The sequence below is a fragment of the Mesorhizobium sp. B2-8-9 genome (assembly GCF_006439475.1).
GTDB lineage: Bacteria > Pseudomonadota > Alphaproteobacteria > Rhizobiales > Rhizobiaceae > Mesorhizobium.
Window position 1 is genome coordinate 1 of sequence record NZ_VFTQ01000012.1, and the last position, 22529, is coordinate 22529.

Genomic DNA, 22529 nt, shown 5'->3' on the forward strand with positions numbered 1-22529 from the left:
CCCAGCAGCAGCCGAGAATCCGGCGCCGGTCCCGCGCGCCGATGGCGCCCTGATGAGCAATATTATCGGCGAGTCCGTCTATAACGGCACGGGAGACGATGCACAGAATATCGGCAAGGTTGACGATGTCGTCTTCGATGCCAGCGGCAATGCCAAGTCGGCCATTATCGGGGTCGGCGGGTTCCTTGGCGTCGGCAAGAAGGACGTCGCTTTCGACTACGGTAAGCTGGAATGGGCAGAGAAGAACGGCGATCGCTGGCTGGTCGCCAAGTCGACCAAAGAGGAGCTGAGCGCTTTGCCGGCATTCGACCGCAAGCCGTATGATCCGGCGCCGACGCAGTCGACCGGCGCTACGCAGCCCGCCAATAACACGACGACAGCCCAGGCTCCCGCGGCCGCACCGGCCGAGCCGGTGAAGAAGGCGGAGGGCAACATCGCCACCAACATCATGGGCGAGTCGGTTTATAACGGCACTGCGGACGATGCTCAGAAGATCGGCGACGTGAAGGACATCGTGCTTGCCAAGGACGGTAAGGCCGAGTCGCTGGTGATCGGCGTCGGCGGCTTCCTCGGCATCGGCACGAAGAACGTCACTTTCGACTTCGACAAGGCGAAATGGGCGGAGAAGAACGGCGACCGCTGGCTGGTGGCCGAGACGACGAAGGAGCAGCTGCAGGCCCAGCCGGAGTTCGACCGCAAGCCCTATGATCCGGCGCCTGGCACGACGACGGCCGCGAACAACGCGCCGGCAACGACCACGCCTGCGGTGGTCGCTTCGGGCACGACGTCCGATAAGGGAGCCAAGCCGGCAGAGCCCGCCAAGCCGACGGCCGAGAACAAGCCTGCGACGCCGCCGGCCCAGAGCACGGCTGAGAACAAGCCTGCCGATAATAGCGGCGCTGCCACCGACCAGACCAAGACCGCTTCCATCGACAAGTCGACACTGACCGAGATGCCGATGGGCAACATGCGCGTCGACGATCTCAAGGGCACGACGGTCTATGGCGCCAACGACGAGAAGATCGGTTCAATCGGCGACGTCGTGCTGACGCCCGACAACAAGCCGGACGCGGTCATCGTCGATGTCGGCGGCTTCCTCGGCATCGGCGCCAAGGAAGTAGCGATCGGCATGGATAAGCTCAAATTCATGACCGACAAGAACGGCAAGAAGTATCTCTACACCAACTTCACCAAGGAGCAGCTGCAGGCGCAAACGGCCTATGACAAGAGCAGTTATGCCGCCAACCGCGACCAGCAGCGGATGATTCTGAAATAAGGGAATAGGAAGTAAGGGAATAGGCAGTAAGGAAATAGGCAGTAGGCGAAAGAAGGGTTGGCATACCACCCAGCGACACGAATGTTCTACTGCCTACTGCCTACTGCCTACTGCCTACTGCCTACTGCCTACTCACGTACCCCACCACTCCATCTTCCGTCAGTTCCGCCAAGGCAAGGGACCGATCGAGGTGAGCGGCACGCCAGGCAAGCATCTTCTCGGCGAACTCGAGCCGTACCGGGAGATAGGCCGGGTCGTTCGCTACATTGTTCAGCTCGCCTGGGTCCTTCGATAGGTCGAACAGAAGCGCCGGCAGACCGCCGCCGAAATGGACATATTTGAAGTCCGCCGCGCGGATGACGGCGAGGTTGCAGGCGTTCGATCCGACACCGAAATGGCGTTCGGCTTCCCCTTGGGCGACCGTGCGGAAATCAAACTCCCAATGCGCAGCGTCGCGCCAGGCTTCCGGTTCCGTTCCGTCCAGCCAAGGCGCGAGCGAGCGGCCATCGAGGTGGCGCTGCGGCGCGGCGCCGACCAGGTCGAGCATGGTCGGGAAGATATCGACGGCTTCAGTGAAGCGATCCACGGACGAACCGGCCGTGGCTTCCCGGCGCGGATCGCGGATGATCAACGGAATGTGGTAGCTGGCGTCGAAGAAGCCGCCTTTGCCGAGCATGAAATGATCGCCCATCATCTCGGCATGGTCGGAGGTGAGCACGACCAGGGTGTCGTCCCAGGCGCCCGCGGATTTGATGGCCTGCCAGATGCGGCCGAGCTGCGCGTCGACCTCGGAGATCATGCCGTAATAGATCGCGCGGATGCGGCGGAAGTTCTCCTCGCTCCAGTCCGCCACCTTGCCCTCGATGCCGGGGATGAATTTTGTCCGCTTCTGCCCGGCCAGATCGTAGGTGATATAGGGATGGCTGCCGGCCTCGGCCTGCCAACTTGCAGCGCGTTTGAACGCGGGACCTTCAGCCGGATCATACATGGTATTGTAGGGTTCGGGCACGATGAAGGGCGGGTGCGGGCTGATGAAGGAGATATGCGCGAACCACGGCGCGCGCTTCTCCTGCTCGCCAAGCCAGCGGATGAATTCGCCGGCCAGGAACGCGGTTGGCGTCTGGTCTTTCGAATAGACCGGCGGTGCGTTGGTCACGTCGCGTTCCGCCTGGCGCCGGGCCGGACGGTGGATGTCGGGGCTGCCTGCGCTGGTGTCGATGCCTTGCGCGCGCAGCCACGACAGCCATTGCTTCTGATGCTCGGGCAGGGCCTGGCGTACGGTGAAGCCCGGCAGCACGCCCTCATAGCTGCGCAGCCGCGGATCCCCGGCCGCCAGCTGGCGCGGATCGAGCGAGACATCGGTGTAGCCGAACAGGGTTGGATCATAGCCCGCCGCGCGCGCCGAAAGCGCGATGTTGCCATGGCGCGCGTCAAGCGGCGTGCCATTGCGGCAGACGCGATTGTTCATCTGGTAGAGGCCGGTGTAGAGGCACGCGCGGGCAGGCGAGCAGGGTGCCGCCCCGCCATAATGGCGGCGGAAAAGCACGCCTTCCGCGGCGAGAGCATCGACGTTCGGCGTCTTCACCACCGGATGGCCGGCCGCCGACAGGCAATCGCCACGCCACTGGTCGCAGGTGATGAGCAGGACGTTCGGGCGGTGCGTGCGATTGTCCAAGATCGTCTCCTTGTGGAAGCGTTCAGATGGAACGGAAATCACCCGCGTTGCAAGCCAAGCTTGGTGACAGATTGGTGAACATGTTTCGAGCAGTCGTTCACTTTCATGATACAGTCCATTCTATGTTTGCCCGCTTTGCCGCCGGCCCGCTCATCCTCATATTGGCGTGGACAGCGGCAAGGGCCGCACAAGGACAAAAGGAAGGAGCAGGATCATGCTCAAGCAGATACAGGGGCTGCATCACGTCACCTCGATGGCGAGCGATGCACGCCGCAACAATGAGTTCTTTACGAAAAAGCTTGGCCTGCGCCGGGTGAAGAAGACCGTCAATTTCGACGCGCCGGATGTCTACCATCTCTATTATGCCGACGAGGTCGGCACGCCGGGTTCGGTGATGACCTATTTCCCGTTCCCCGATATCGCCAAGGGCCGGCACGGCGTCGGCGAGGTGGGCACAACGGTATTCTCGGTGCCGAAAGGCGCGCTGGCCTATTGGGAAAAGCGCTTCGCCGATGAAGGCGTGGGCAACGTCGCCCGCACGGAAGCTTTTGGCGAGAAGCGGCTTACCTTCACCGGTCCCGACGGCGACAGTTTCGCGCTTGTCGAGGACAAGGCCGACAAACGCGCGCCGTGGGTCAAAGGCGGCGTTCCCGGCGACGAGGCGATCCGCGGCTTTCACTCGGTCTCGCTGCGGCTGAAGGACGGAGGCGCCACCGAGGAGCTTTTGAAATTCATGGGCTATGAGGAGGTCGACAAGTCCGGCAATATCCGCCGGCTGGCGATCAAGAACGGCAACGGCGCCGACGTCGTCGACATCGAATCGCTGCCGGGTGCCGGCTTTGCCAATCTCGGCGCCGGCTCGGTGCACCATGTCGCCTTCGCGGTCGAGGATCGCGCAAGACAGCTGGAAGTGCGCAAGGCGCTGGTCGACACGGGCTATGGCGTGACGCCGGTCATCGATCGCGACTATTTCTGGGCGATCTATTTCCGCACGCCGGGCGGCGTGCTGTTCGAGGTTTCGACCAACGAGCCGGGCTTCAACCGCGACGAGGACACCGCGCATCTGGGCGAGGCGCTGAGGCTGCCGGCGCAGCACCAGCATCTGCGGCCCTATCTCGAACAGCATCTGCATAAGCTGGAAGACTGAAGCCATGAGCAAGGACGCTTACATCCATAAGGTGCTGCCCGGTACGCCGGGCAGTCCGCTGCTCTTCGTCCTCCACGGCACGGGCGCCGACGAGAACCAGCTTCTCGGCTTCGGCCGCGAGCTTATGCCTTCGGCGACGATCGTCTCGCCGCGCGGCGATGTGTCGGAGCACGGTGCTCCCCGGTTCTTTCGCCGCACCGGCGAGGGCGTCTACGACATGGACGACCTGGCGCGCGCGACCTCGAAGATGGCGAGCTTCGTCAAGGCGCATGTCGGGACCGCAAAACCCTCGGCGGTGTTCGGCCTCGGCTACTCCAACGGCGCCAACATCCTGGCCTCGATGGTGTTCGCCGAGCCGGGCCTGTTCGATGGCGCGACGCTGATGCATCCGCTGATCCCGTTCGAGCCCCGCGTCCAGGGCAGCCTTGCCGGCCGCCGCATCCTGATCACGGCCGGCAGGCGCGACCCGATCTGTCCGCCCAATTTGACGTCGCGGCTCGAGGCCTATTTGCGCGCCGACGGCGCCGATGTCACAGTGGAATGGCACGACGGCGGGCATGAGGTTCGGCCGAATGAAATCGAAGCGGCGCGGCGGTTTTTCGCGCCGGCGCCGGTTGCCGAAGGAGGCAAGTAACATGGCCGACCAACTGCCCGAGATCGAGCTTGAAGACCGCGGCTCCAAGGGGCGTTACGTGCTGCGCGGCCCGGGCGGCGCCGAGGCCGAGATGACGTTCACCAAGATCGGCGAGCACCAGCTCATCATTGACCACACCGAGGTGCCGGACGTCTTTCGTGGCCAGGGCGCCGGGCTTCGGCTCGTCACCCGCGCGGTCGAGGATGCGCGTGCCGCCGGCAAGAAGATCATCCCGCTCTGCCCCTTCGCTAACGCCCAGTTCCGTCGCCACCCGGAATGGGCGGATGTGCTGAAGCGGTAGCACCGTCTTTCCCTTCTCCCCCTGTGGGAGAAGGTGGCCGCGCAGCGGCCGGATGAGGGGTGCTCCAGAGAAAGCCGGCGTCTCACTCCACTGGAACATCCCTCATCCGTCTCGGCGCTGTCGCGCCGATCCACCGCCCGGGGCGAGCCACGCGTCTCGCCCGTCCTTCGGACCCCACAAGGGGAGAAGGGGAAGCTCTTGGCATTTGCACCGTCCGGTCATCTTGCCTAAGTTGACGGTTCGCTCGGACGAAACCCGTCGTCCCGCCCGTCCCCGATTTGAATGGCTTCCCTGATGACCGATACCGACCTGATCCCCGTTTTCGACGGACATAACGACACGCTGCTTCGGCTCTACCAGTCGAAGGAAGCCGACGTCGAAAAGCTGTTCATCGAGGGGACGCCGGGCGGGCATATCGACCTGCCGCGCGCCAGGAAGGGCGGCTTTGCCGGCGGCATGTTCGCGATCTTTCCGCCTCCGGTCGAAAAGTCGAAACGCAGCGCCGTGCCGCCGGCACCGAGCGACAATGAACCGCTGCCGCCGGAACTGCCGCAGGCCGAGGCGATCACCTCGACCATCGGCATGGCTTCGATCCTGTTCCGGCTGGAGCGCGCCGGCGCATTGATCGTCTGCCGCAGCGCCGGCGATGTGCGGGACGCGATGGCCAAGGGCTCGATCGCGGCGGTGTTCCACATCGAAGGCGTCGAGGCGATCGATCCCGGGCTTGCCATGCTCGATGTGCTTTACGCCGCAGGGCTGCGCTCGCTGGGCATCGTCTGGAGCCGCCCCAACGCCTTCGGCAACGGCGTGCCGTTCCGCTTTCCGTCCTCGCCCGACACCGGGCCAGGTCTCACCGATGCCGGCAAGGCGCTGGTCAAGGCGTGCAACCAGCTCAGGATCATGATCGACCTCTCGCATCTCAACGAGAAGGGTTTTCGCGACGTGGCCGAGCTTAGCGATGCGCCGTTGGTCGCGACCCATTCCAATGTGCATGCCATCTGCGGCCATTCGCGCAACCTGACCGACTGGCAGCTCGGCGCGATCCGCGAATCCGGCGGCATGGTGGGCCTGAACTTCGCCACCGGCTTCCTGCGCGAGGACGGCCGCATGAACGCCGACACCAGCATTGATATCATGGTGCGCCACATCGATTCGCTGTTGCAGGCGCTGGGTGAAGACGGGGTCGGGCTGGGCTCGGATTTCGACGGCGCCATGATCCCGGCCCCCATCGGCGACGTCGCCGGTCTGCCGAAGCTCATCGACGCGCTCGCCGCGCGCGGTTTCGGGCGCGCGCTGATCGAGAAGATCGCTTACCGGAATTGGTTGAGCGTGCTTGAGCGCACCATAGGCTAAGGCGGGTCTATCCGTCGTAGCCGATACGCTTCAGCCATTCCTTGCCGACGCCACGGTCGCGGATGATCGCCAAGGGGTTTTCCGCGTCGAGCCGGGCGCAAATGCGGTAGACCTCGAGCGTCTCGGCGTTCATTTCGCCGCGCTTGAAGAAATACATCGCCGCCGCGTAGCGAGTGCGGCCGGACCACATCTCGCCGAGTGGCGTGTTGACCAGTTGCCACTGCTCGGCGGCTTCGGCCTCCAGGTCGTCCGCTTCGCTTGCCATAGTCAAAAGTCCGCGGGCGGGTTGGCGGTGCGGCGGTCGAGCTTGATGAAGGGCCGCGGCACCACCTTCGCCTTCTTCATCAGCTTCTGGTACTGCAGCTCGCGCATGGCGTAGATCTCGACCCAAAGGTCGTCTACGATGGTGTCGCCATAAGGCCGCTGCAGCGAAGCGATGGCGATGTTGCGCTTGGCCATGGGCGACCACATCGCCGCGCTGACTAGGCCGACCTCCTGGCTTTTCTTGTAGTAGACGATCGCATGCTCGGCCGGGATGTTGCCTTCGATCTCCAGGCCGACCAGCACATGGCGCAGCTTCTTCTTCGTCCGGGCTTCGAGGATAGCGCGGCGACCGTTGAAATGGCCTTTGTCCGGATCGACCATGAAGCCGAGGCCGATCTCGTCCGGCATGCGCAGGCGGTCGGCGCGGATGGCGTGCTCGGCAGCTGTGAAATCGGCATTGGCGACGATCAGCCCGGCTTCCAGCCGGGCCCGGTTCAGCGCCGTATAGCCGATGGCGCGGATGCCGCGCAGCTCGCCCGCCGCCATCAGCCGGTCCCAGAGGCTCAGCGCCTTGTCGGCCGGCACGAACAATTCGTAGCCGAGATCGCCGGTGAAGCCGGTGCGCGAGATGGTCACGGCAGCGCCGTCATGCGCGAACTCGGCGAGGTCGAAGATTTTCAACCGCTCGACGCCGGCAAAGCCCGCCTCGCGCAGGATGGCGAAGGAAGTCGGGCCCTGCAGCGCAAGTCCGGTGACCGCTTCGGTCTCTTCCTCGACACTGATCTCATAGCCGATCGCGCTGTCGAGCAGCCAGGGCAGATGGCGCTCTTGCGAGCAGAGACGGAAGCGTGTCGGCGAGAGCCGGAACAAAGTGCCATCATCAAGGACAAAGCCATCGTCGTCGCACCAGGCGGTGTAGTGGACGCGGTCGGGTTTCAGTTTGGCCACGTCTCGCAGCGTGACGCGGTCGAGATAGGCTTCGGCGTCCGGGCCCTCGATGCGGTACTTGGTCATCGGCGAGATGTCGAAGAGCGCCGCCTGGCTGCGGATGGCGAAATATTCGAGCTCCTCGTCCCACAGCGAATGCGGCGCGCGGTAGCCGGCCCAGTTGTACCAGTCGTTCGTCAGCGCCAGCGCGTCGATGCGCGGCTGGAAGGGGGTGCCGAGCCGCAGCGTGCGGAAGTGGGATTGGGCGAGGGTGCGGGCGGCGTCGGTTTTCACATGACGATTCATGACGGCGTTCCTTCGCGCCCCCCTCTGTCCTGCCGGACATCTCCCCCACAAGGGGGGAGATTGGACGTCACGCTGACTTTCGCCAATCTCCAACGTCGCAAGAAAAGCGCCGACAGATCGAGCTGCTGATCTCCCCCCTCGTGGGGGAGATGGCCGGCAGGCCAGAGGGGGGCGCCATGGAGCGCGACTTCAGCGATTTGCAAAAACATATTCACCCCTTCATCGCGATGATGCGGCGCGCGGCGTTGAGGCCGGGCGCGCCGGAGATGCCGCCGCCCGGATGCGAGCCGGCGCCGGCGAGGAACAGGCCTTCGAGCGGCGTGTCGTAGCCCGACCAGCCGGAGACCGGCCGCGACATCAGCATCTGGTCGGCCTGCAACTCGCCATGGTGCCAGTGGCCGCCAGGCATGCGGTAGCGCGCCTCGATGTCGGCGGGCGTCAAAAGCTCGGCGTGGCGGACCGTTGTGCCGATGCCGGGCGCATAAGTCTCGAGCTGCGGCATGATCGCCTTGAGGAAGCGCGGCTTGCCGGCGGCCCAGCCCTCTCTCAATGCATAGGGTGCATATTGCACCACGGCCGACAGCACGCAGGCGCCGGAAGGGGCGAGCGATGGATCGGCGAGACTGGGGAGCGTGATCTCCATCACGGGCTCAGGCGAGAACGCGCCATATTTCGATGGGTTGAAGGCGCGCTCGACATGGTCGGGCGAAGGCGCGATGACGAGGCGGCCCTTGTGGCCGGCGGCGTCGACGCCTGCAAATTGCGGCGGCCGGTCGAGCGCCAGATGGAGCTTGGCTGCATCGCCCTTCATGCGGATGTTCTTCATCTTGCGCACGAAGCCGGTGTCGACCTCGCGCGGGCCGACGAGATCGAGGATCGTCGTCGCCGGGTTGATGGCGGAGACCACGATTCTGGCCCGCAGCGTCGCGTCGCCCTGCGTGACGACGCCGACGGCGCGGCCCTTCTCGACGATCACCTTGGCGACCGGCGAAGCGTGGCGGATGGAAACGCCGGCTTTTTCCGCCGCCGCGCAGATGGCGGCGACGACGGCGCCCATGCCGCCTTTCGGCTGGATCTGCGCGCCGGCAAGGCCGCCAATTTCGCCGGCCAGCCTGTAGTAGAGGCCGAGCAGCGAAGTCGGCGAGCGCGGCCCAAGATGCGACCCCAGCGTCGCGTCGAAAGCAAGCAGGCCCTTCAACCGGTCGTCCGACAGCTGCTCGTCGAGCAGATCGTAGACATTCATCAGAAGCACGCGCAGGAAATCGCGCATGTCTTTCTTGCCGAGTCGCTTCAGCGCCAGCGCGGTCTGGCCGAGCCCGGTCACATCGGCGAGCGACATGCCGCCAAGATCAGGCGGTCGGCGCGACAGGAAAGGCTTCAGCACGCCGGCATAGCGCAGCAGTTGCGCGCGCAAATCTTTCCAGGCGGACTGTTCCGAAGCGCTGGCGCCCGTCAGCACCTCGCCATAGGCGCCGTGGAGCACCAGCGGGCCGTCCTTCGACAGCGCAACCGACAGCACGAAGTCGCCGCGCTCTACCGTCAGCCCGTGGCGTTCCAGCTCCAGCGTCTTCACGACATCGGGATGCAGGCGATTGAGCAGATGCGCGACCGTGGAGACGCGAAAGCCCGGCGCGAATTCCTCGGTGCGCGCGGCGCCGCCGACCTCGTTGCCGGCCTCGAGCAGCAGCACCTTGCGGCCCGACTTGGCCAGCGTGGCGGCGGCGACGAGGCCATTGTGACCGCCGCCGATGACGATAACGTCCCAGTTCAAATCAGATGACGTCATGGGCCGGGCTCATATGCAGGGTTGGCTTGGCCAGATCACGCAGGATTTCGGCGGCGGCATTGCGTCCGGGCGCGCCCATGACGCCGCCGCCCGGATGGGTGGAAGAGCCGCACATATAGAGCCCACTGAGCGGCGAGCGGTATTGTGCGTAGCCCGGCACCGGGCGGTTGAAGAGCAGCTGGTCGAAGGTGAGCTCGCCCTGAAAAATATTGCCTTCGGTGAGGCCGACCTCGGCCTCGATCTCGCGCGGCGTGCGCACCTCCATGTGGACGATGCGGTCGCGGAAGGCGGGCGAATATTCAGCGATCTGCGCAATCACGCTTTCGGCGAAGCCGTCGCGGTCGGCGTCGGTCCAGTCCGCCCCTTTTATCTTCGGCGGTGTGTATTGCACGAAGCAGCTCATGAAATGCTTGCCCGGCGGCGCCATGGTCGGATCGAGCGTGGTCGGGATCATCATGTCGAGGAAGGGATCGGCCGACCAGCGTCCGGCCTTCCAGTCGTCATAGGCGCGCTCCATGCGCTCGATGGAATCGATGAAATGCATGTCGGCGCGGTAGACCGGCGAGTCCTTGGGCAAAGCCGGGAATTCGGGCAGGGAATCGAGCGCGATGTTGACCTTGCCCGACGAGCCGCGGATCTTGAAGTTCCTGACGCGGCGCAGGAAGATGTCGGGCAGCTCCTTCTCCTCGACCAGCTTCAGGAAGGTGCGCTTGACGTCGGCATTGGAGATGACGAGCTTGCCGTCGATCTCCTCGCCGCCGGCAAGCACCACGCCCTTGGCCTTGCCGTTCCTGATCAGCACCTGGTCGACCTCGGCGCCGGTGCGGATGGTGCCGCCACTGGCCTTGAAGGAGGCGGCCAGCGCCCTGGTGACGGCGCCCATGCCGCCGCGCGCGTAGCCCCAGGCGCCGACCGAGCCGTCGACCTCGCCCATATAATGATGAAGCAGCACATAAGCCGTGCCGGGCGACATCGGGCCCAGCGCCGTGCCGATGATGCCGGACAGCGCGAAGTTCGCCTTGATGACGTCGGTCTCGAAATACTCGTCGAGGAAGTCCGAGATCGACATCGTCCAGAAGCGCAAGGTCAGCGCCATCTCCTCGGCCGAGAGGCCGGCGAATTTCTTGCCGAGATAAAGCAGCTCGCCCAGGTCGCGCGGCCTGAAGCTCGTCGGGTCGGGCGCGGTGCGCATCAAGAGCGGCTGGATGAAGCGGCACTGCCTCGTGACGTCGCGCGAATAGCGGTCATAGGCCTCGGCGTCGCGCTTCGAAAAGCGGGCGAACTCACGGCGATGCGCGTCATGATCGCGGTAGTTGGCGAGGTAGTCGCCGTCGCGCGTGAACACCGCGCCGCCTTCATAGGAGATCACCTGCAGGCCGAAGCGCGGCAGCTCCAGGTCGCGCATGATCTCGGGCCGAAACAGCGAGCAGACATAGGAACAGTTGGAATAGAGGAAGCCCGGCGTCAGCTCGCGGCTGGTGGCCGCGCCGCCGACCCAATCGTTCTTCTCGACCACCAGCACGTCCAGCCCGGCGCGCTGCAGATAGCAGGCGGTGACCAGCCCGTTATGGCCGCCGCCGATGACGATCGCGTCCCATGCCTTCATGCGCGCCGAACCTCCAGCCGGTTGCCCTTCTTTTCGGTGCGTCTTGTTCCCGATTGCCCGAATTTGGCACGGACCACAGTTTTTTGTCCAGCCATATTGAATGAATGTTCAACAAATGGTGTTGCGTTTTCCCATTGATGCGCTAGGCTTTGCCTTGATCTCTGGATTGATACGCATCGGCATTTGAGGTTGAGGATCCGATGATCGAGACGGCCGACGCCGAGCCGGAATACGACGAAACCGCCATCCGCTTCCTCGAAGTGCTGTGGGGCGAAGGTTACTTGTCGCCGGGCGGTCCGGACGAGGTCGACCGCGTCGTCGAAGGCCTCTCCCTCAAGGGCAAAACGATCCTCGATATCGGTTGCGGCGCCGGCGGCATCACGCTGCATCTGGCGGCAACGCACGGCACCGCTCGAGCCACCGGCTTCGACGTCGAAAAGCCGGTGATCGAGACGGCGAGGCGAGGCGCGATCAGTCAGGGCCTCGAAGACTGTGTCAGCTTCGTCCAGGCGCCGCCGGGGCCGCTGCCTTTCACGGACGCTTCCTTCGACGTCGTCTTCTCCAAGGATGCGCTTTTGCATGTGCCGGACAAGTACGCGCTGTTCGCCGAGATCTTTCGCGTGCTGAAGCCCGGCGGGGTGTTTGCGGCGTCGAACTGGATGATTTCGCATGACGGCGAGCCGTCGCCTCAGATGAAGGCCTATATCGCAGCCGAAGGGCTCTCCTTCGCCATGGCCTCACCGGCGCGCTATGCCGAGGCGATGCGGCGCGCCGGCTTTACCGACATTACGGTCCGCGACCGCAATCCATGGTACCGCGAGGTCGCGCGCGAAGAGCTTTCGCGGCTCAAGGGACCGCTCTACGCGCGGGCCGCGGCAGCGGTCGGCGCGGCCTATGTCGACAAGAACATCAAGACCTGGGAGGCGATGCAGAAGGTGCTTGACAGTGGCGAGCACCGCCCCACTCATCTGCGCGGTTGGAAGCCGGTCGGATAGCCGGCAATGCTGGAGACCGTCACACCCATGAAGACTGCAGAGGCGAGCGATGCTCTCCCCGAAACGGCGCGGAAAGGCGATGCCGAAAAGCGTGGCCGCAAGGCCTCGAAAGAGGTCCGGCGGCTGCAGCTGATCGAGGCGACGATCGATTCCCTGGCCAAGCGCGGCTATGCCGAAACGACGATGGCGGACGTGGCCGACGGCGCGGGCCTGTCGCGCGGCATCGTCAACTTCCATTTCGAGAGCAAGGAAAAGCTGCTGATCGCCACGCTGCAGCACATGTATGACGAATATTCGGCGCATTGGCGCACTTCCCTGCAGAAGGCGGGCGACGATCCGGCGAGACAGCTGCAGCATCTGGTATGGGCCGATTTCGACCGCTCGATCTGCAACAAGCGCAAGCTTGCCGCATGGCTCGCCTTCTGGGGCGAAGCCAAGTCGCGGCCGACCTACCAGGCGCTGAGCAGTTCGCGCGACGCCTATTACCAGCAGGTCTTCATCGACCTCTGCACGACGCTAAAAGCGAGCGGCAACTACACCTATGACCCCCAGGTCATCGCGCTGGCGCTCAGCGCCATGCTCGAGGGCTTGTGGCTGCGGCTGATGATGGGGACTGAGGACACCACGCGAGAGACCGCATTGCAGGCGGCGAATGCGTTTTTGGCCGCCGCCTTCCCGAAACACTTTGGCTAGCGAGAACTGGAGCTAGCGAAAGCCGGGTTAGCAACAGCCGGCCAACAAGACCGGCAAAAGAGGATGGAACAGCATGAAGAAACTCAGCCGACGCCTGACATTGACCCTGGCGCTTGGGAGCGTGCTCGCCGCTTCGGCGGCGGCGTTCGCGGTCGCCGCCGACAAGGATCTGATCGTCTTCGACTGGTCAGGCTATGAGGATCCGAGCTTCCACGGCAAGTATGTCGAGAAGAACGGCGATTCGCCGACCTTCGCCTTCTTCGGCGACGAGGACGAGGCCTTCGAAAAAATCCGCTCCGGCTTCAAGTCCGATCTCGGCCATCCCTGCTCGCAGAGCGTGGTGAAATGGCGCGAAGCGGGGCTGCTGCAGCCGCTCGACACGTCCAAGATCGCAGGCTGGAAGGATCTCAACCCCGGCATCATGGCGATGAAGGACCTTGCCACGACGTCCGACGGCAAGGCCTGGTTCATGCCGTGGGACTGGGGCAATACCCAGCTCACCTACAACTCCGACAAGATCGCCGAAAAGGACGTGCAGTCGCTGAAGGCGTTCGCCGATCCGAAATACAAGGGCAGGGTTTCGATCGGCGACAATGTCGACGACGCCTACGCGTTGGCCAGCCTCGCCATCGGGCTCAAGGACTGGACCAAGATGACGGACGACCAGTTCAAGCAGGCGTCGGACTTTCTGCGCCAGGTGCACAAGAATGTGCGCTCCTACTGGGCCGACACCACCGACATCGTGCAACTGCTTTCCGGCGGCGAGGTCGATCTCGCCTGGGCCTGGAACGACGCGACCGTGCAGTCGGTCAAGGCCGGCGTGCCGATCAAATCCAAGAAGGACACCAACGAAGGCATCTCGACCTGGGTCTGCGGCTACGTGCTGTTCAAGGACGCGCCCGGCAACATCGACAAAGCCTATGACTACCTCAACGCCGTCAACGATCCGGAAGTCGCCAAGGTGCTGGTCAAGGATTGGGGCTACGGCCAGGCCAATGCCAAGGGCATGGCCGGCGTCGATCCGGCGGTCCTGAAGGAGAAGGGCTACGACAACGTCGAAAAATGGGTCGACAAGACGCTGTTCCAGCAGCCGCTGCCCTCGGAGCTCAAGCTCAAGATGATCGCCGAATTCGAGAAGATCAAGGCCGGCTATTGAGTTTGGCCCAAGGGCCGCCTGCTTCCCTTCGAACCGAAGCAGGCGGGCTCGCCAAAGCTTTTGAATTCTCCTAACTTCCCCCAAACGCATCCGCGATGGGGGAGTTTCGCGCCATGACATCCATGCTTCGCCGTCTTGCCCTTGCCGCCGTCGTCGCTGTCGGCGCGGGCACCGCCTATGCGTTTGCCGAAGGCGGCGGCGACCTCGTCATCAAGGCCGGCTATTGAAGAGCAGCATCGAAAGGACCGACGTCCTCATCATCGGCGCCGGCTTCACCGGCCTGTCCGCCGCGCTCGAATTGAAGCGCGCCGGCATCGATTTTCTTGTGCTCGAGGCGCGCGACCGCGTCGGCGGCAGGGTAGAGGCTGTGCGCAATGGGCTCGGCGAATTGGTCGACAGCGGCGGCCAGTTCTTGTGCGTGGACATGCCCGAAGTGATGGCGTTGGCGAGGGCCTACGGCAAGAGCTTCGTCGAGACCTATGTCGAGGGCGAATTCATCACCTACCCGTCGATGACGCCGGCGCGGGCGGAGCGGACCTATCATGTCGCGATGGCAATCCGCGAGCGCATGAACGGGATCGAGCCGGACGATCCGTCGATCGCCGGGTTGACCGTGGCGACATGGCTCGAGCACCAGGCCGACACGGCCGACGCCAAGGCAGCCTTCCGTTCGATGATCGAGGGCCTGTGGTGCCTGCCGCTGGACAAGGTGCCGTTGTGGTACCTGATCGACAATGATCGCCGCATCACCAACGAAGTGTTCGAGCTGCAGTATTTTCTGGGCAACACCATGCAATCGCTGGCCGAGGATCTCGCCGCCGAGCTCGGCGACCGGCTGCGCCTGAACCAAGCAGTGGCCCGTGTCGAGCGCGCCCCGCAAGGCGTTCGCATCAGCACCGGCGCGGCCACGATCGAAGCGCGCGAGGTCCTGATCGCGCTGCCGCCGGCGACGGCCGCGAAGCTCGATTTCACGCCGGCTTTGCCGGCGGAGCTCGCAAGCGCGCTCGGCGTCTGGGAAAGCGGCGCGGTGATCAAGATCCTGGTGCGTTACGCAAAGCCTTTTTGGCGCGAGCGCGATCTGTGCGGCATGGTCATGTGGCGCGACCAGCCGGGGCTGTTTGCCTGCGACGCCAGCACGGATGCCGACCATGCCGCGCTTGTCGTCTTCGTGGGCGGGCCGCTGGCGCTGCGCTGGCACCCGCTCGGCGAGGCGGCGTTGCGTGCGGAAATCACCGCGAGGCTTGTCCAGGCGCTCGGCCCGAGGGCCGCCGACATCGTCGATTTCAGCTCGCGCGACTGGACGCATGACCGCTGGAGCGGCGGCGCCTATAGCGACCTCATCGTCGACGTCACCGCGCGGCATGCCGAGCGCGTCATCCTTGCCGGCGCGCCGCCCATCTATTTCGCCGCCTCGGAAGTGTCGCCGTCTTTCCCGGGCTATGTCGAAGGCGCGATCGTGGCGGGGCGCGTCGCGGCCGGCAAGATTCAGTCCGCCATCGCCACCAGCGCCTCGGGGTCGTAGGCGAGACGGATCGGCGCGCCGACCGGAATGTCATCGGCGCCGAAATCGTTGGTCTCGGTCACCGAAAGCGGCTTTTCCAGTCCGGGGATCTCGACGATCAGATGCGTGATCTCACCGAAATAGTGGCGCTCGACGACCTTGCCGGCGACCTCGAATTTTGCTGACGCGTTGTCCCACAAAACACGCAGGCGTTCGGGCCGGATGCCAAGCGTCGCCGCGCCGCCATTGCGCACGAAAGCCCTTGGCTTGTCGGTCCTGACGCGGCCGAAGCCCAGCGTGTCGAGCACCAGCGAAGCGCCGTTTTCCTCGACGATCTCTGCCTTGACGAAATTCATGCCGCCGAGGAAGTCGGCGACCTGGCGGTTGACCGGGCGCTGGTAGATTTCCTTCGGCGAAGCGACCTGCGCGATCTTGCCGCCGAACATCACGGCGATGCGGTCGGACATTGCCAGGGCCTCGTACTGGTCGTGCGTGACCAGCACGAAAGTGATGCCGACCGCCTGCTGCAAGCGGCGCAGTTCGACCTGCATCTGCTCGCGCAGCTTCTTGTCCAACGCCGAGAGCGGCTCGTCGAGCAGCAGCACCTTGGGCCGCATGACCAGTGCGCGGGCCAAAGCGACGCGCTGGCGCTGGCCGCCGGAAAGCTCGGTGGCGCGGCGCTTGCCGAGACCGGTAAGCGAGACCTGCGCCAGCGCTTCCTCGACGCGGCGCCTCTCCGCGCCGGCGTCGAGCTTCAGCCGCTTCAGGCCGTAGGCGACATTCTGCTCGACATTGAGATGCGGGAAAATCGCATAGCTCTGGAAGACCATATTGGTCGGCCGGCGGTTGGCGGGAATGCCGTCCATCGGATGGCCGTCGACGGCGATGGAGCCGCTGGTCGGCGTGTCGAAGCCGGCGATCATGCGCAACAGCGTGGTCTTGCCGCAGCCGGAAGGCCCGAGCAGCGAGAAGAACTCGCCCTCCCTGATCGCCAGCGAGGCGTTGTCCAGCGCCTTGAACGATCCGTAGCTGCGGGTAACGTCGCGGATCTCGATCATGGTGCGATCGGTTTGGGTGCGCTCGGACTGGACCCGCTCAAGCATAGAGGCCTCCCTCGTTCTGGGTGCGTCTCGCCGCGCGGCGGCGCAGGATTTCGGCAATCGTCATCAACAGGAAGGACGCGAAGAGCAGCAAGGTGCCGAGCGCCAGCACGCCGGGAAGCTTGGCCGCAAACCGCAACTGGCCCCAGATGTAGATCGGCAGCGTCGCCTCGGTGCCGGTGAGGAAGAAGGCGATGATGAATTCGTCGAGCGAGATGGTGAAGCAGACGAGCAGGCTGGAGATGATCGCCGGCGCGACCATCGGCAACGTCACGCGCCGGAAGGTGCCGAACGCGCTCTCGCCGAGATCGGCCGAGGCCTCCTCGAGGCTGCGATCGAAACCCTCGAAACCGGAGGTCAGCACGGTCATCGAATAGGGAATGCAGACCAGCACATGGCCAAGCACCACCGTGAACAGCGACAGGCTCAAGCCCAACTGCAGCATGACCAGCAGCATCGAGATGGCGACGATCACCTCCGGCAGCACCAGCGGCGCCATGATCAGCCCGTTGATGGCGCGGCGGCCCGGGTAACGGTAGCGGGTGATCGAGCGGGCGGCGAGGATGCCCAGCACCGTCGACAGGATCGAGGCGGAGATGCCGACGATGAGGCTGTTCCAGGTGGCGTCGATCAGCGCCGGCGTGCGCGGCAGGTCTTCGTACCAGTGCAGCGTGACGCCCGAGAGCGGGAATTTGGGCGTCGCCGCCGCGTTGACCGAGAAGATCGGCAGGAACACCACCGGCAGGTAAAGGAACAGCAGATAGAGGACGGCATAGCTCGACAGCCAGCCGGGCAGGTAACGTCTGATCGCCGTCATCGTGCCAGCCTCTGCAGGGCGCGGAAGACCAGCACAGTGGCGCCGGCCATCAGCGAGACGATAATCATCGTGGTGACGGAAAGTGCTGCACCCAGCGGCCAGTTCGACGCCTTGCCGAATTGCGCCTGGATGGCGTTGGCGATCATGACGCCGTCCTTGCCGCCGACGAGCTTCGGCGTGACGTAGTCGCCGACGGTCGGGATCATGACGATCAGCCCCGCCGAGATGATGCCGGGCGCCGACAGCGGCAGGGTGACGCGCAGGAAGGAGCGCAGCGGCCCGTCGCCGAGGTCGGTCGCCGCTTCGACCAGGGTTCGGTCGACCTTCTCCAGCGAAACGAAGATCGGCAGGATCGCGAAGGTTGCCCAGGCATGGGTCAGCGTGATGATGACGGCGGTGGAATTATAGAGCAGCGCCGTCGACGGCTCGTCGATGATGCCGAGGCCCATCAGGCCGGAGTTGAGCACGCCGTTATAGCCGAGGATCACCTTCCACGACATCACGCGCAGCAGGTAGCTGGTCCAGAACGGGATGGTGATGAGGAACAGCCACAGGCTCTTGTGGCGGCCGCCATGGAAGGAAATGAAATAGGCGATCGGATAGGCCAGAGCCACGGTCAACAGGCTGACGGTCAGCGAGATGTAGAGCGAGCGCCAGAGCAGGTCGCGGTAGATCGGCTCGGTCAGCGCGATCCGGTAGTTCTCCAGCCTGAATGTGTGATCGATGGTGAGATAGTTCTGCGTCCAGAAGGAATGGGCGATGACGACCAGGATCGGCAGGACGAGGAGAATGAGAGCGTAGACGAAGGTGGGACTGATCAGGCCAAAGCCCTGGACGGCTTCCGATTGCAGAAAGGGACTTCGTCTCGATCCCGCCATGCGCAACGGGGGCGACCCTTCCGCGGCAACCGTCATTGCAGCGCTCCGGGCGTGATTTCGGTAGCTGGCTCGGACTGTCCCGCCATGCGCCTTCCCATTCGTGGCGCCGGCTGCCTGTCCCCGAATTATGCTTGGAGCGCGATCGCTCCCTGGCTTGCCGGCTTTCTTTCATCATGAGCGCATCCGCCGATTGAAATCAAGCGCTATTTCTGAGATATTGATTGAACGGATATTCAAAATGAAGTGATGAAAAGCCGAATTTCCGTGGTTTTTCGCGCAATTTGATATCCGGTGGAAATTCAAAAACCTGACAATGCGAGGCGAAAATGGCGGCTCAAAGCAAGATCAAGGCAAGCGAACTCATCGAGCCCGGCGATGACGACGCGGTCGAGCTCGCCAAGCGCCATCTCTTGCAGCCCTGGCCCTATGCCGGCTCGGTCGGCAACGAGGCGCGCGCGCTGATCGGCGAGGGCCACAGCATCTACATCACCGACGCTTCCGGCAAGCGCCTCATTGACGGCCCGGCGGGCATGTGGTGCATCAATGTCGGCCATCGCCGCGAGGAGCTGGCCAAGGTCATGTACGACCAGGCGATGGCGCTCTCCTACAACACGCCTTGGTATACGATGAATGCGCCCTCGGCCGAGCTTGCCCGGCGCATCGCCGATGCGGCACCTGGCGATCTCAGCCACACCTTCTTCACCACCGGTGGCTCTTCGGCGGTGGAGACGGCGCTGCGCTTCATGCAGTTCTATAACAATGTGCGCGGACGGCCGGAGAAGAAGCTGATCCTCAGCCGCGGCGGCGCCTATCACGGCTCGACCTATCTGTCGGCCTCGCTCAACGGCCGGCCGCGTGACCGCGACTGGATGGACGGCGCCGACGATCTGGTGGTCAAATTGTCCTCGCCCGACCCGTTCCGGCGGCCGAAGGAGATGAGCATCGCCGCCTTCATCGATTTCCTGGTCGACCAGTTCCGCGACACCGTCGCGCGCGTCGGCGCGGAGCGCATCGGCGCCTTTGTCGGCGAACCGGTGCAGGCTTCCGGAGGCGTCATCGTGCCGCCGGACGGGTACCTGAAGCGTATCCGCGAGATCTGCCGCGAGAACGACATCCTCTATGTCTCGGACGAGGTGGTGACCGGCTTCGGACGGCTCGGCCATATCTTTGCCTCAGGCGACGTGTTCGGCATCGATCCGGACATGATCACGTTCGCCAAGGGCGTCACGTCGGGCTATTTCCCGCTCGGCGGCGTCATCATCTCGGAGCGGCTGCTCGAAGAGCTGCGCCGTTCCAACCACCCGGATGCGCTGTTCGGCCATGGGCTCACCTACACCAGCCATCCGATCGGCTGCGCCGTCGCGCTGAAGAATCTCGATCTTCTGGAAGAGGGCGTGCTCGCCCACACGCGCGAGATCGCGCCCTATTTCCAGGCGCGACTGAAGACGCTGGAAGAGCTGCCGCTGGTCGGCGAGGTGCGTGGCGTCGGGCTGATGGCTTGCGTCGAATGCGTCGCCGACCGCGACAGCAAGGATCCGCTGCAGCTCGACAAGAATGTGGGCAAACGCATCGATGCGCATTGCCACGAGCTAGGGCTTCTGGTGCGGCCGCTGATCAACATGTGCGTGATGTCGCCGCCGCTGATCATCAGCCGCGAGCAGGTCGACGACATGGTGGCGATCCTGCGCGAAGGCATTTCACGCACCATGGATGATTTAAGGAAGGAAGGGGTCTGGCGGGGATGATTGGCTCTTCCTTCTCCCCGTGGAACGGGGAGAAGGAGAGAGCTCATCCCCTCGACCTCAGCGCCTCGTTCAGCCCCCACATGTCCTTCTCCTCGGGCGCCGTCTCCAGGTTCAGAACCGGGATCTGCCTGCGTAGGTGGTCGTGGTGGGTGCGCACGCCGTATTCGAGGTCGGAGAGGTAAAAGCCCTCGAAGGCTTCCGACAGCATGGATTCGTTCGACCACACCGAGAGCTGCACGTCTTCGTTCATGGTGTCGCGGTCGATGCGATAGGCGAGGTAGCGTGCCGCCGCCTGTTCGCGCGTCTCGTCCTTGTAGCGGTAGATGGCGCCGCGCAGCAGCGTCTCGCCGGTCGACAGCGGGAACTCCTGATAGAACTGGACGGATTCCGGCATGATCGACAGCGCGTTGTTGGGGAAGATGCCGTAATAGATCCAGGCCTTGCGGAGATGTTCCGGCAGATGCGTGGCCTCGGGCGCGAGCTTGATGTACTCGCGCACGCTCCAGCGCCGGCCGGCATGCGGATTGTAGGTGGCGAAGGAGCGCGACAGGCCGTTGACGAAAGGCTCGTCGAAATAGGTGGCGCCATAGAGGTCCTGCAGCGCCGGATGCGCCATGGCGACGTGATAGCCCTCATTGTCGACGTCGCGTACCGACTTCCAGTTGACCGGCGATTTCTGTGTCCAGATGCCCCAGGACGGCACCATTTCGCCGACATTGTAATGCGCCATCTCGGCCTCGATCGGCTTCAGCAGCTCGGCCACCGAAGGCTGCGGGCCGCCCTTGCGGAAGCGGGTGAAAATAAAGCCCATCCAGATTTCGAGGTCGAGCGGCATCAGGCCGAACTCGGTCTTGTCGAGCTCGGGGAACGAGCCCGGACGGGCAGCGCCGCGCAGCGTGCCATCGAGATTGTAGACCCAGCCATGGAACGGGCACACCAGCGCGTTCTTGCAGGTGCCCTGGCTGTCGGCGACGACGCGGCTGCCGCGGTGGCGGCACATGTTGTTGAAGGCGCGCACGATGCCGTCCTTGCCGCGCACGATCAGGGCGCGCTCGCCGATGACATCCATGGTCAGATAGTCGCCCGGATTCGGCACGTCGGAAACGTGGCCGGCGATCTGCCAGTGGTTGCGGAAGACGTATTCCTTCTCGAGCTCGAGAAGGGCGTTGGAATGGTAGCTCCACCCCGGCAAACCCCGCCGGTCCCAATCGTTGGGGATCGCCACGTCACGAAGGTGCGGGTTCATGGATATATTCTGCTTTTTTGTTGAATACTCATTCAATATAAGCATATTTCGCGTTGAAATGCAATAGTTTGTGGAAATGTGAAAATTCCCTGGCGGCAAATCAGGCCCCGCCCGGGCTGGAAAAATCCCGGAAAATCCGGGTCTTAATTGAGGAAGCGGAACGGCAATTCAGAAGGCGGAGACCCCGTCTCAGAGAAGGCATGTTTCGACGGTCACGGGCGTGCGTAGACAGCGGCGGAGCGCTCGATTCAGGCGTTGCTGTGTGAGGCTGTTTACAGTCGGGCCGGCACGGCAGGCGCATATCTGCGCCGACCATTTCGATGGCCGCTCGAATGGCTGCCTCGGATTGGGAAGGCTGGCGCGTCCGGCATCTGTTTCAATCCTGTTACACAGGCAATCATCGCCGACCATCCGGCAGTTACCTGGTGCGATTATGTTCGTTTCATAACCAAAAAGAAAGATAACGAAGGGAACAACCCGATGTTTGCGAAAGTTCGCACCACCGATGCCAATCGCCGCCTGCATGGACCGCAACGCAATGACCGCCGGCCGAAGCTTGCGCTGCGGCAGCGCGCCAGCGACCATCCGATGGCGATGTTCATGCTGATCGGCGCCTGCGCCTTTGTCGCCATGCTGGCCGCGCCTGCCTCAGGGCCGGCTTTCGCCTCGATCGATCCGCCGGCCAATGTCGTCGAGGGCGCGCAGACCACGCTCAAGACCGCCCGCCTGCCGGAATCCACGATCGACTTTGCCTGCAAGGGTCAGAACTGGGGCGCCGAGAGCCTTGAGTGCCTGCGCGCCATCGCCGAGCAATCCGGCCAGCACAGGGAGCGCGCGGTGCGCATGATCGCCAACGCCGCGCCGCTCACGAACACGCCGAACGTTTTTTAAGACCTCCCCTGAGCGCGCCCTCCTGCGCTCCAGTCAGGCTCCCGCCGTGGAAATCGGTCGGGAGCCTCTTTTTTTGGTGCCGGTCGATATTCAGGTGAGGCCGGCCTGCGAAGGGCAGCTTCCTGCGCTTCCGGTGCTCACGTACTGAAAGTACGCTCCGCTCCGGTTCTCGGAATCCACCCTTCTCGGCTCGGCCTGACCTGAATCTCAACAGACCCCGCGGCGGCGCTCA

General features: G+C 64.1%; 20 protein-coding genes. 11 read left to right on the forward strand and 9 right to left on the reverse strand.

All coding sequences use genetic code 11. The features are described from left to right. Window positions 1–1276: PRC-barrel domain-containing protein (locus FJ423_RS15960; RefSeq protein ID WP_140842920.1), on the forward strand; the 1276-nt coding region annotated here is incomplete at its 5' end. Between the two features lie 121 nt (window positions 1277–1397). Here FJ423_RS15960 and FJ423_RS15965 read toward each other — a convergent pair. After that, window positions 1398–2951, reverse strand: a complete 1554-nt coding sequence (locus FJ423_RS15965; protein ID WP_140842922.1) for an alkaline phosphatase family protein — start codon at window positions 2949–2951, stop codon at window positions 1398–1400. Between the two features lie 214 nt (window positions 2952–3165). On the opposite strand from FJ423_RS15965, the gene FJ423_RS15970 reads away from it, so the two are divergent. The 4 genes from FJ423_RS15970 (at window position 3166) to FJ423_RS15985 (ending at window position 6386) form a co-directional block, all read left to right on the forward strand. Continuing rightward, window positions 3166–4098 (forward strand): VOC family protein, encoded by a 933-nt coding sequence (locus FJ423_RS15970; RefSeq protein ID WP_140842924.1) that lies wholly within the window; start codon window positions 3166–3168, stop codon window positions 4096–4098. A gap of 4 nt (window positions 4099–4102) precedes the next feature. Then, window positions 4103–4732: an alpha/beta hydrolase gene (locus FJ423_RS15975; RefSeq protein ID WP_140842926.1), complete on the forward strand. Its 630-nt coding sequence runs from the start codon at window positions 4103–4105 to the stop codon at window positions 4730–4732. Between the two features lies 1 nt (window position 4733). Continuing rightward, window positions 4734–5033 (forward strand): GNAT family N-acetyltransferase, encoded by a 300-nt coding sequence (locus FJ423_RS15980; RefSeq protein ID WP_095767389.1) that lies wholly within the window; start codon window positions 4734–4736, stop codon window positions 5031–5033. Between the two features lie 294 nt (window positions 5034–5327). Continuing rightward, window positions 5328–6386 carry a dipeptidase gene (locus tag FJ423_RS15985; protein ID WP_140842928.1) on the forward strand — a complete coding sequence of 353 codons (1059 nt, stop codon included), beginning with the start codon at window positions 5328–5330 and terminating at the stop codon, window positions 6384–6386. A gap of 7 nt (window positions 6387–6393) precedes the next feature. On the opposite strand, the gene FJ423_RS15990 is transcribed toward FJ423_RS15985, so the two are convergent. The 4 genes from FJ423_RS15990 to FJ423_RS16005 all read right to left on the reverse strand — a co-directional run bounded on the left by FJ423_RS15990 (window position 6394) and on the right by FJ423_RS16005 (window position 11275). Continuing rightward, on the reverse strand, window positions 6394–6651 hold the full coding sequence (locus FJ423_RS15990; protein WP_140842930.1) for a hypothetical protein: 258 nt from the start codon (window positions 6649–6651) through the stop codon (window positions 6394–6396). A gap of 2 nt (window positions 6652–6653) precedes the next feature. Continuing rightward, a complete protein-coding gene (locus FJ423_RS15995; protein WP_140842932.1) occupies window positions 6654–7883 on the reverse strand; it encodes an aminomethyltransferase family protein in 1230 nt (409 codons plus the stop codon). A 211-nt stretch (window positions 7884–8094) separates the two neighbouring features. Beyond that, complete coding sequence (locus FJ423_RS16000; protein ID WP_140842934.1) at window positions 8095–9669, reverse strand: NAD(P)/FAD-dependent oxidoreductase; 1575 nt, start codon at window positions 9667–9669, stop codon at window positions 8095–8097. Continuing rightward, window positions 9656–11275, reverse strand: coding sequence for an NAD(P)/FAD-dependent oxidoreductase (locus tag FJ423_RS16005; RefSeq protein WP_140842936.1), 1620 nt, complete (start codon window positions 11273–11275; stop codon window positions 9656–9658). The genes FJ423_RS16000 and FJ423_RS16005 overlap by 14 nt, the downstream gene beginning before the upstream one ends. 200 nt (window positions 11276–11475) lie before the next feature. On the opposite strand from FJ423_RS16005, the gene FJ423_RS16010 reads away from it, so the two are divergent. The 4 genes from FJ423_RS16010 (at window position 11476) to FJ423_RS16025 (ending at window position 15641) form a co-directional block, all read left to right on the forward strand. Further along, window positions 11476–12270 (forward strand): methyltransferase domain-containing protein, encoded by a 795-nt coding sequence (locus tag FJ423_RS16010; protein ID WP_140842938.1) that lies wholly within the window; start codon window positions 11476–11478, stop codon window positions 12268–12270. Between the two features lie 6 nt (window positions 12271–12276). Further along, complete coding sequence (gene betI / locus FJ423_RS16015) at window positions 12277–12963, forward strand: transcriptional regulator BetI (protein WP_140842940.1); 687 nt, start codon at window positions 12277–12279, stop codon at window positions 12961–12963. A 73-nt stretch (window positions 12964–13036) separates the two neighbouring features. Then, the gene (locus tag FJ423_RS16020) at window positions 13037–14119 is read left to right on the forward strand and encodes an ABC transporter substrate-binding protein (protein ID WP_140842942.1); all 1083 of its coding nucleotides are present in this window, start codon (window positions 13037–13039) and stop codon (window positions 14117–14119) included. Window positions 14120–14342: 223 nt separating this feature from the next. Further along, a complete protein-coding gene (locus FJ423_RS16025) occupies window positions 14343–15641 on the forward strand; it encodes a flavin monoamine oxidase family protein (RefSeq protein WP_140842944.1) in 1299 nt (432 codons plus the stop codon). Here FJ423_RS16025 and FJ423_RS16030 read toward each other — a convergent pair. Genes FJ423_RS16030 through FJ423_RS16040 form a run of 3 tightly spaced genes read right to left on the reverse strand, consistent with a single transcriptional unit; the run spans window position 15605 to window position 18451 of the window. Beyond that, window positions 15605–16678, reverse strand: a complete 1074-nt coding sequence (locus tag FJ423_RS16030) for an ABC transporter ATP-binding protein (protein WP_095767398.1) — start codon at window positions 16676–16678, stop codon at window positions 15605–15607. The two genes, FJ423_RS16025 and FJ423_RS16030, sit on opposite strands and share 37 nt — an antisense overlap. Window positions 16679–16715: 37 nt before the next feature. Then, window positions 16716–17537: an ABC transporter permease gene (locus FJ423_RS16035; protein WP_140842946.1), complete on the reverse strand. Its 822-nt coding sequence runs from the start codon at window positions 17535–17537 to the stop codon at window positions 16716–16718. Next, complete coding sequence (locus FJ423_RS16040; protein ID WP_140842948.1) at window positions 17534–18451, reverse strand: ABC transporter permease; 918 nt, start codon at window positions 18449–18451, stop codon at window positions 17534–17536. The genes FJ423_RS16035 and FJ423_RS16040 overlap by 4 nt, the downstream gene beginning before the upstream one ends. Window positions 18452–18741: 290 nt before the next feature. Here FJ423_RS16040 and FJ423_RS16045 point away from each other — a divergent pair, with 290 nt between their 5' ends. After that, on the forward strand, window positions 18742–20160 hold the full coding sequence (locus FJ423_RS16045) for an aminotransferase (RefSeq protein WP_140842951.1): 1419 nt from the start codon (window positions 18742–18744) through the stop codon (window positions 20158–20160). 43 nt (window positions 20161–20203) lie between these two features. On the opposite strand, the gene FJ423_RS16050 is transcribed toward FJ423_RS16045, so the two are convergent. Then, window positions 20204–21406 (reverse strand): aromatic ring-hydroxylating dioxygenase subunit alpha, encoded by a 1203-nt coding sequence (locus tag FJ423_RS16050; RefSeq protein WP_140842953.1) that lies wholly within the window; start codon window positions 21404–21406, stop codon window positions 20204–20206. A gap of 480 nt (window positions 21407–21886) precedes the next feature. Between FJ423_RS16050 and FJ423_RS16055 the strand changes: the two genes are divergently transcribed. Next, the gene (locus FJ423_RS16055; protein WP_140842955.1) at window positions 21887–22297 is read left to right on the forward strand and encodes a hypothetical protein; all 411 of its coding nucleotides are present in this window, start codon (window positions 21887–21889) and stop codon (window positions 22295–22297) included. The last annotated feature ends 232 nt before the right edge of the window (window positions 22298–22529 follow it).

Coding starts and splice junctions, on each gene's coding strand:
- FJ423_RS16040 (WP_140842948.1), bottom strand. CDS start 18,451: ATGACGGTTGCCGCGGAAGGGTCGCCCCCGTTGCGCATGGCGGGATCG.
- FJ423_RS16050 (WP_140842953.1), bottom strand. CDS start 21,406: ATGAACCCGCACCTTCGTGACGTGGCGATCCCCAACGATTGGGACCGG.
- FJ423_RS16055 (WP_140842955.1), top strand. CDS start 21,887: ATGTTTGCGAAAGTTCGCACCACCGATGCCAATCGCCGCCTGCATGGA.
- FJ423_RS15995 (WP_140842932.1), bottom strand. CDS start 7,883: ATGAATCGTCATGTGAAAACCGACGCCGCCCGCACCCTCGCCCAATCC.
- FJ423_RS16035 (WP_140842946.1), bottom strand. CDS start 17,537: ATGACGGCGATCAGACGTTACCTGCCCGGCTGGCTGTCGAGCTATGCC.
- betI (WP_140842940.1), top strand. CDS start 12,277: ATGCTGGAGACCGTCACACCCATGAAGACTGCAGAGGCGAGCGATGCT.
- FJ423_RS15970 (WP_140842924.1), top strand. CDS start 3,166: ATGCTCAAGCAGATACAGGGGCTGCATCACGTCACCTCGATGGCGAGC.
- FJ423_RS15980 (WP_095767389.1), top strand. CDS start 4,734: ATGGCCGACCAACTGCCCGAGATCGAGCTTGAAGACCGCGGCTCCAAG.
- FJ423_RS15985 (WP_140842928.1), top strand. CDS start 5,328: ATGACCGATACCGACCTGATCCCCGTTTTCGACGGACATAACGACACG.
- FJ423_RS16020 (WP_140842942.1), top strand. CDS start 13,037: ATGAAGAAACTCAGCCGACGCCTGACATTGACCCTGGCGCTTGGGAGC.
- FJ423_RS16030 (WP_095767398.1), bottom strand. CDS start 16,678: ATGATCGAGATCCGCGACGTTACCCGCAGCTACGGATCGTTCAAGGCG.
- FJ423_RS16005 (WP_140842936.1), bottom strand. CDS start 11,275: ATGAAGGCATGGGACGCGATCGTCATCGGCGGCGGCCATAACGGGCTG.
- FJ423_RS15975 (WP_140842926.1), top strand. CDS start 4,103: ATGAGCAAGGACGCTTACATCCATAAGGTGCTGCCCGGTACGCCGGGC.
- FJ423_RS16000 (WP_140842934.1), bottom strand. CDS start 9,669: ATGACGTCATCTGATTTGAACTGGGACGTTATCGTCATCGGCGGCGGT.
- FJ423_RS15990 (WP_140842930.1), bottom strand. CDS start 6,651: ATGGCAAGCGAAGCGGACGACCTGGAGGCCGAAGCCGCCGAGCAGTGG.
- FJ423_RS16010 (WP_140842938.1), top strand. CDS start 11,476: ATGATCGAGACGGCCGACGCCGAGCCGGAATACGACGAAACCGCCATC.
- FJ423_RS16045 (WP_140842951.1), top strand. CDS start 18,742: ATGGCGGCTCAAAGCAAGATCAAGGCAAGCGAACTCATCGAGCCCGGC.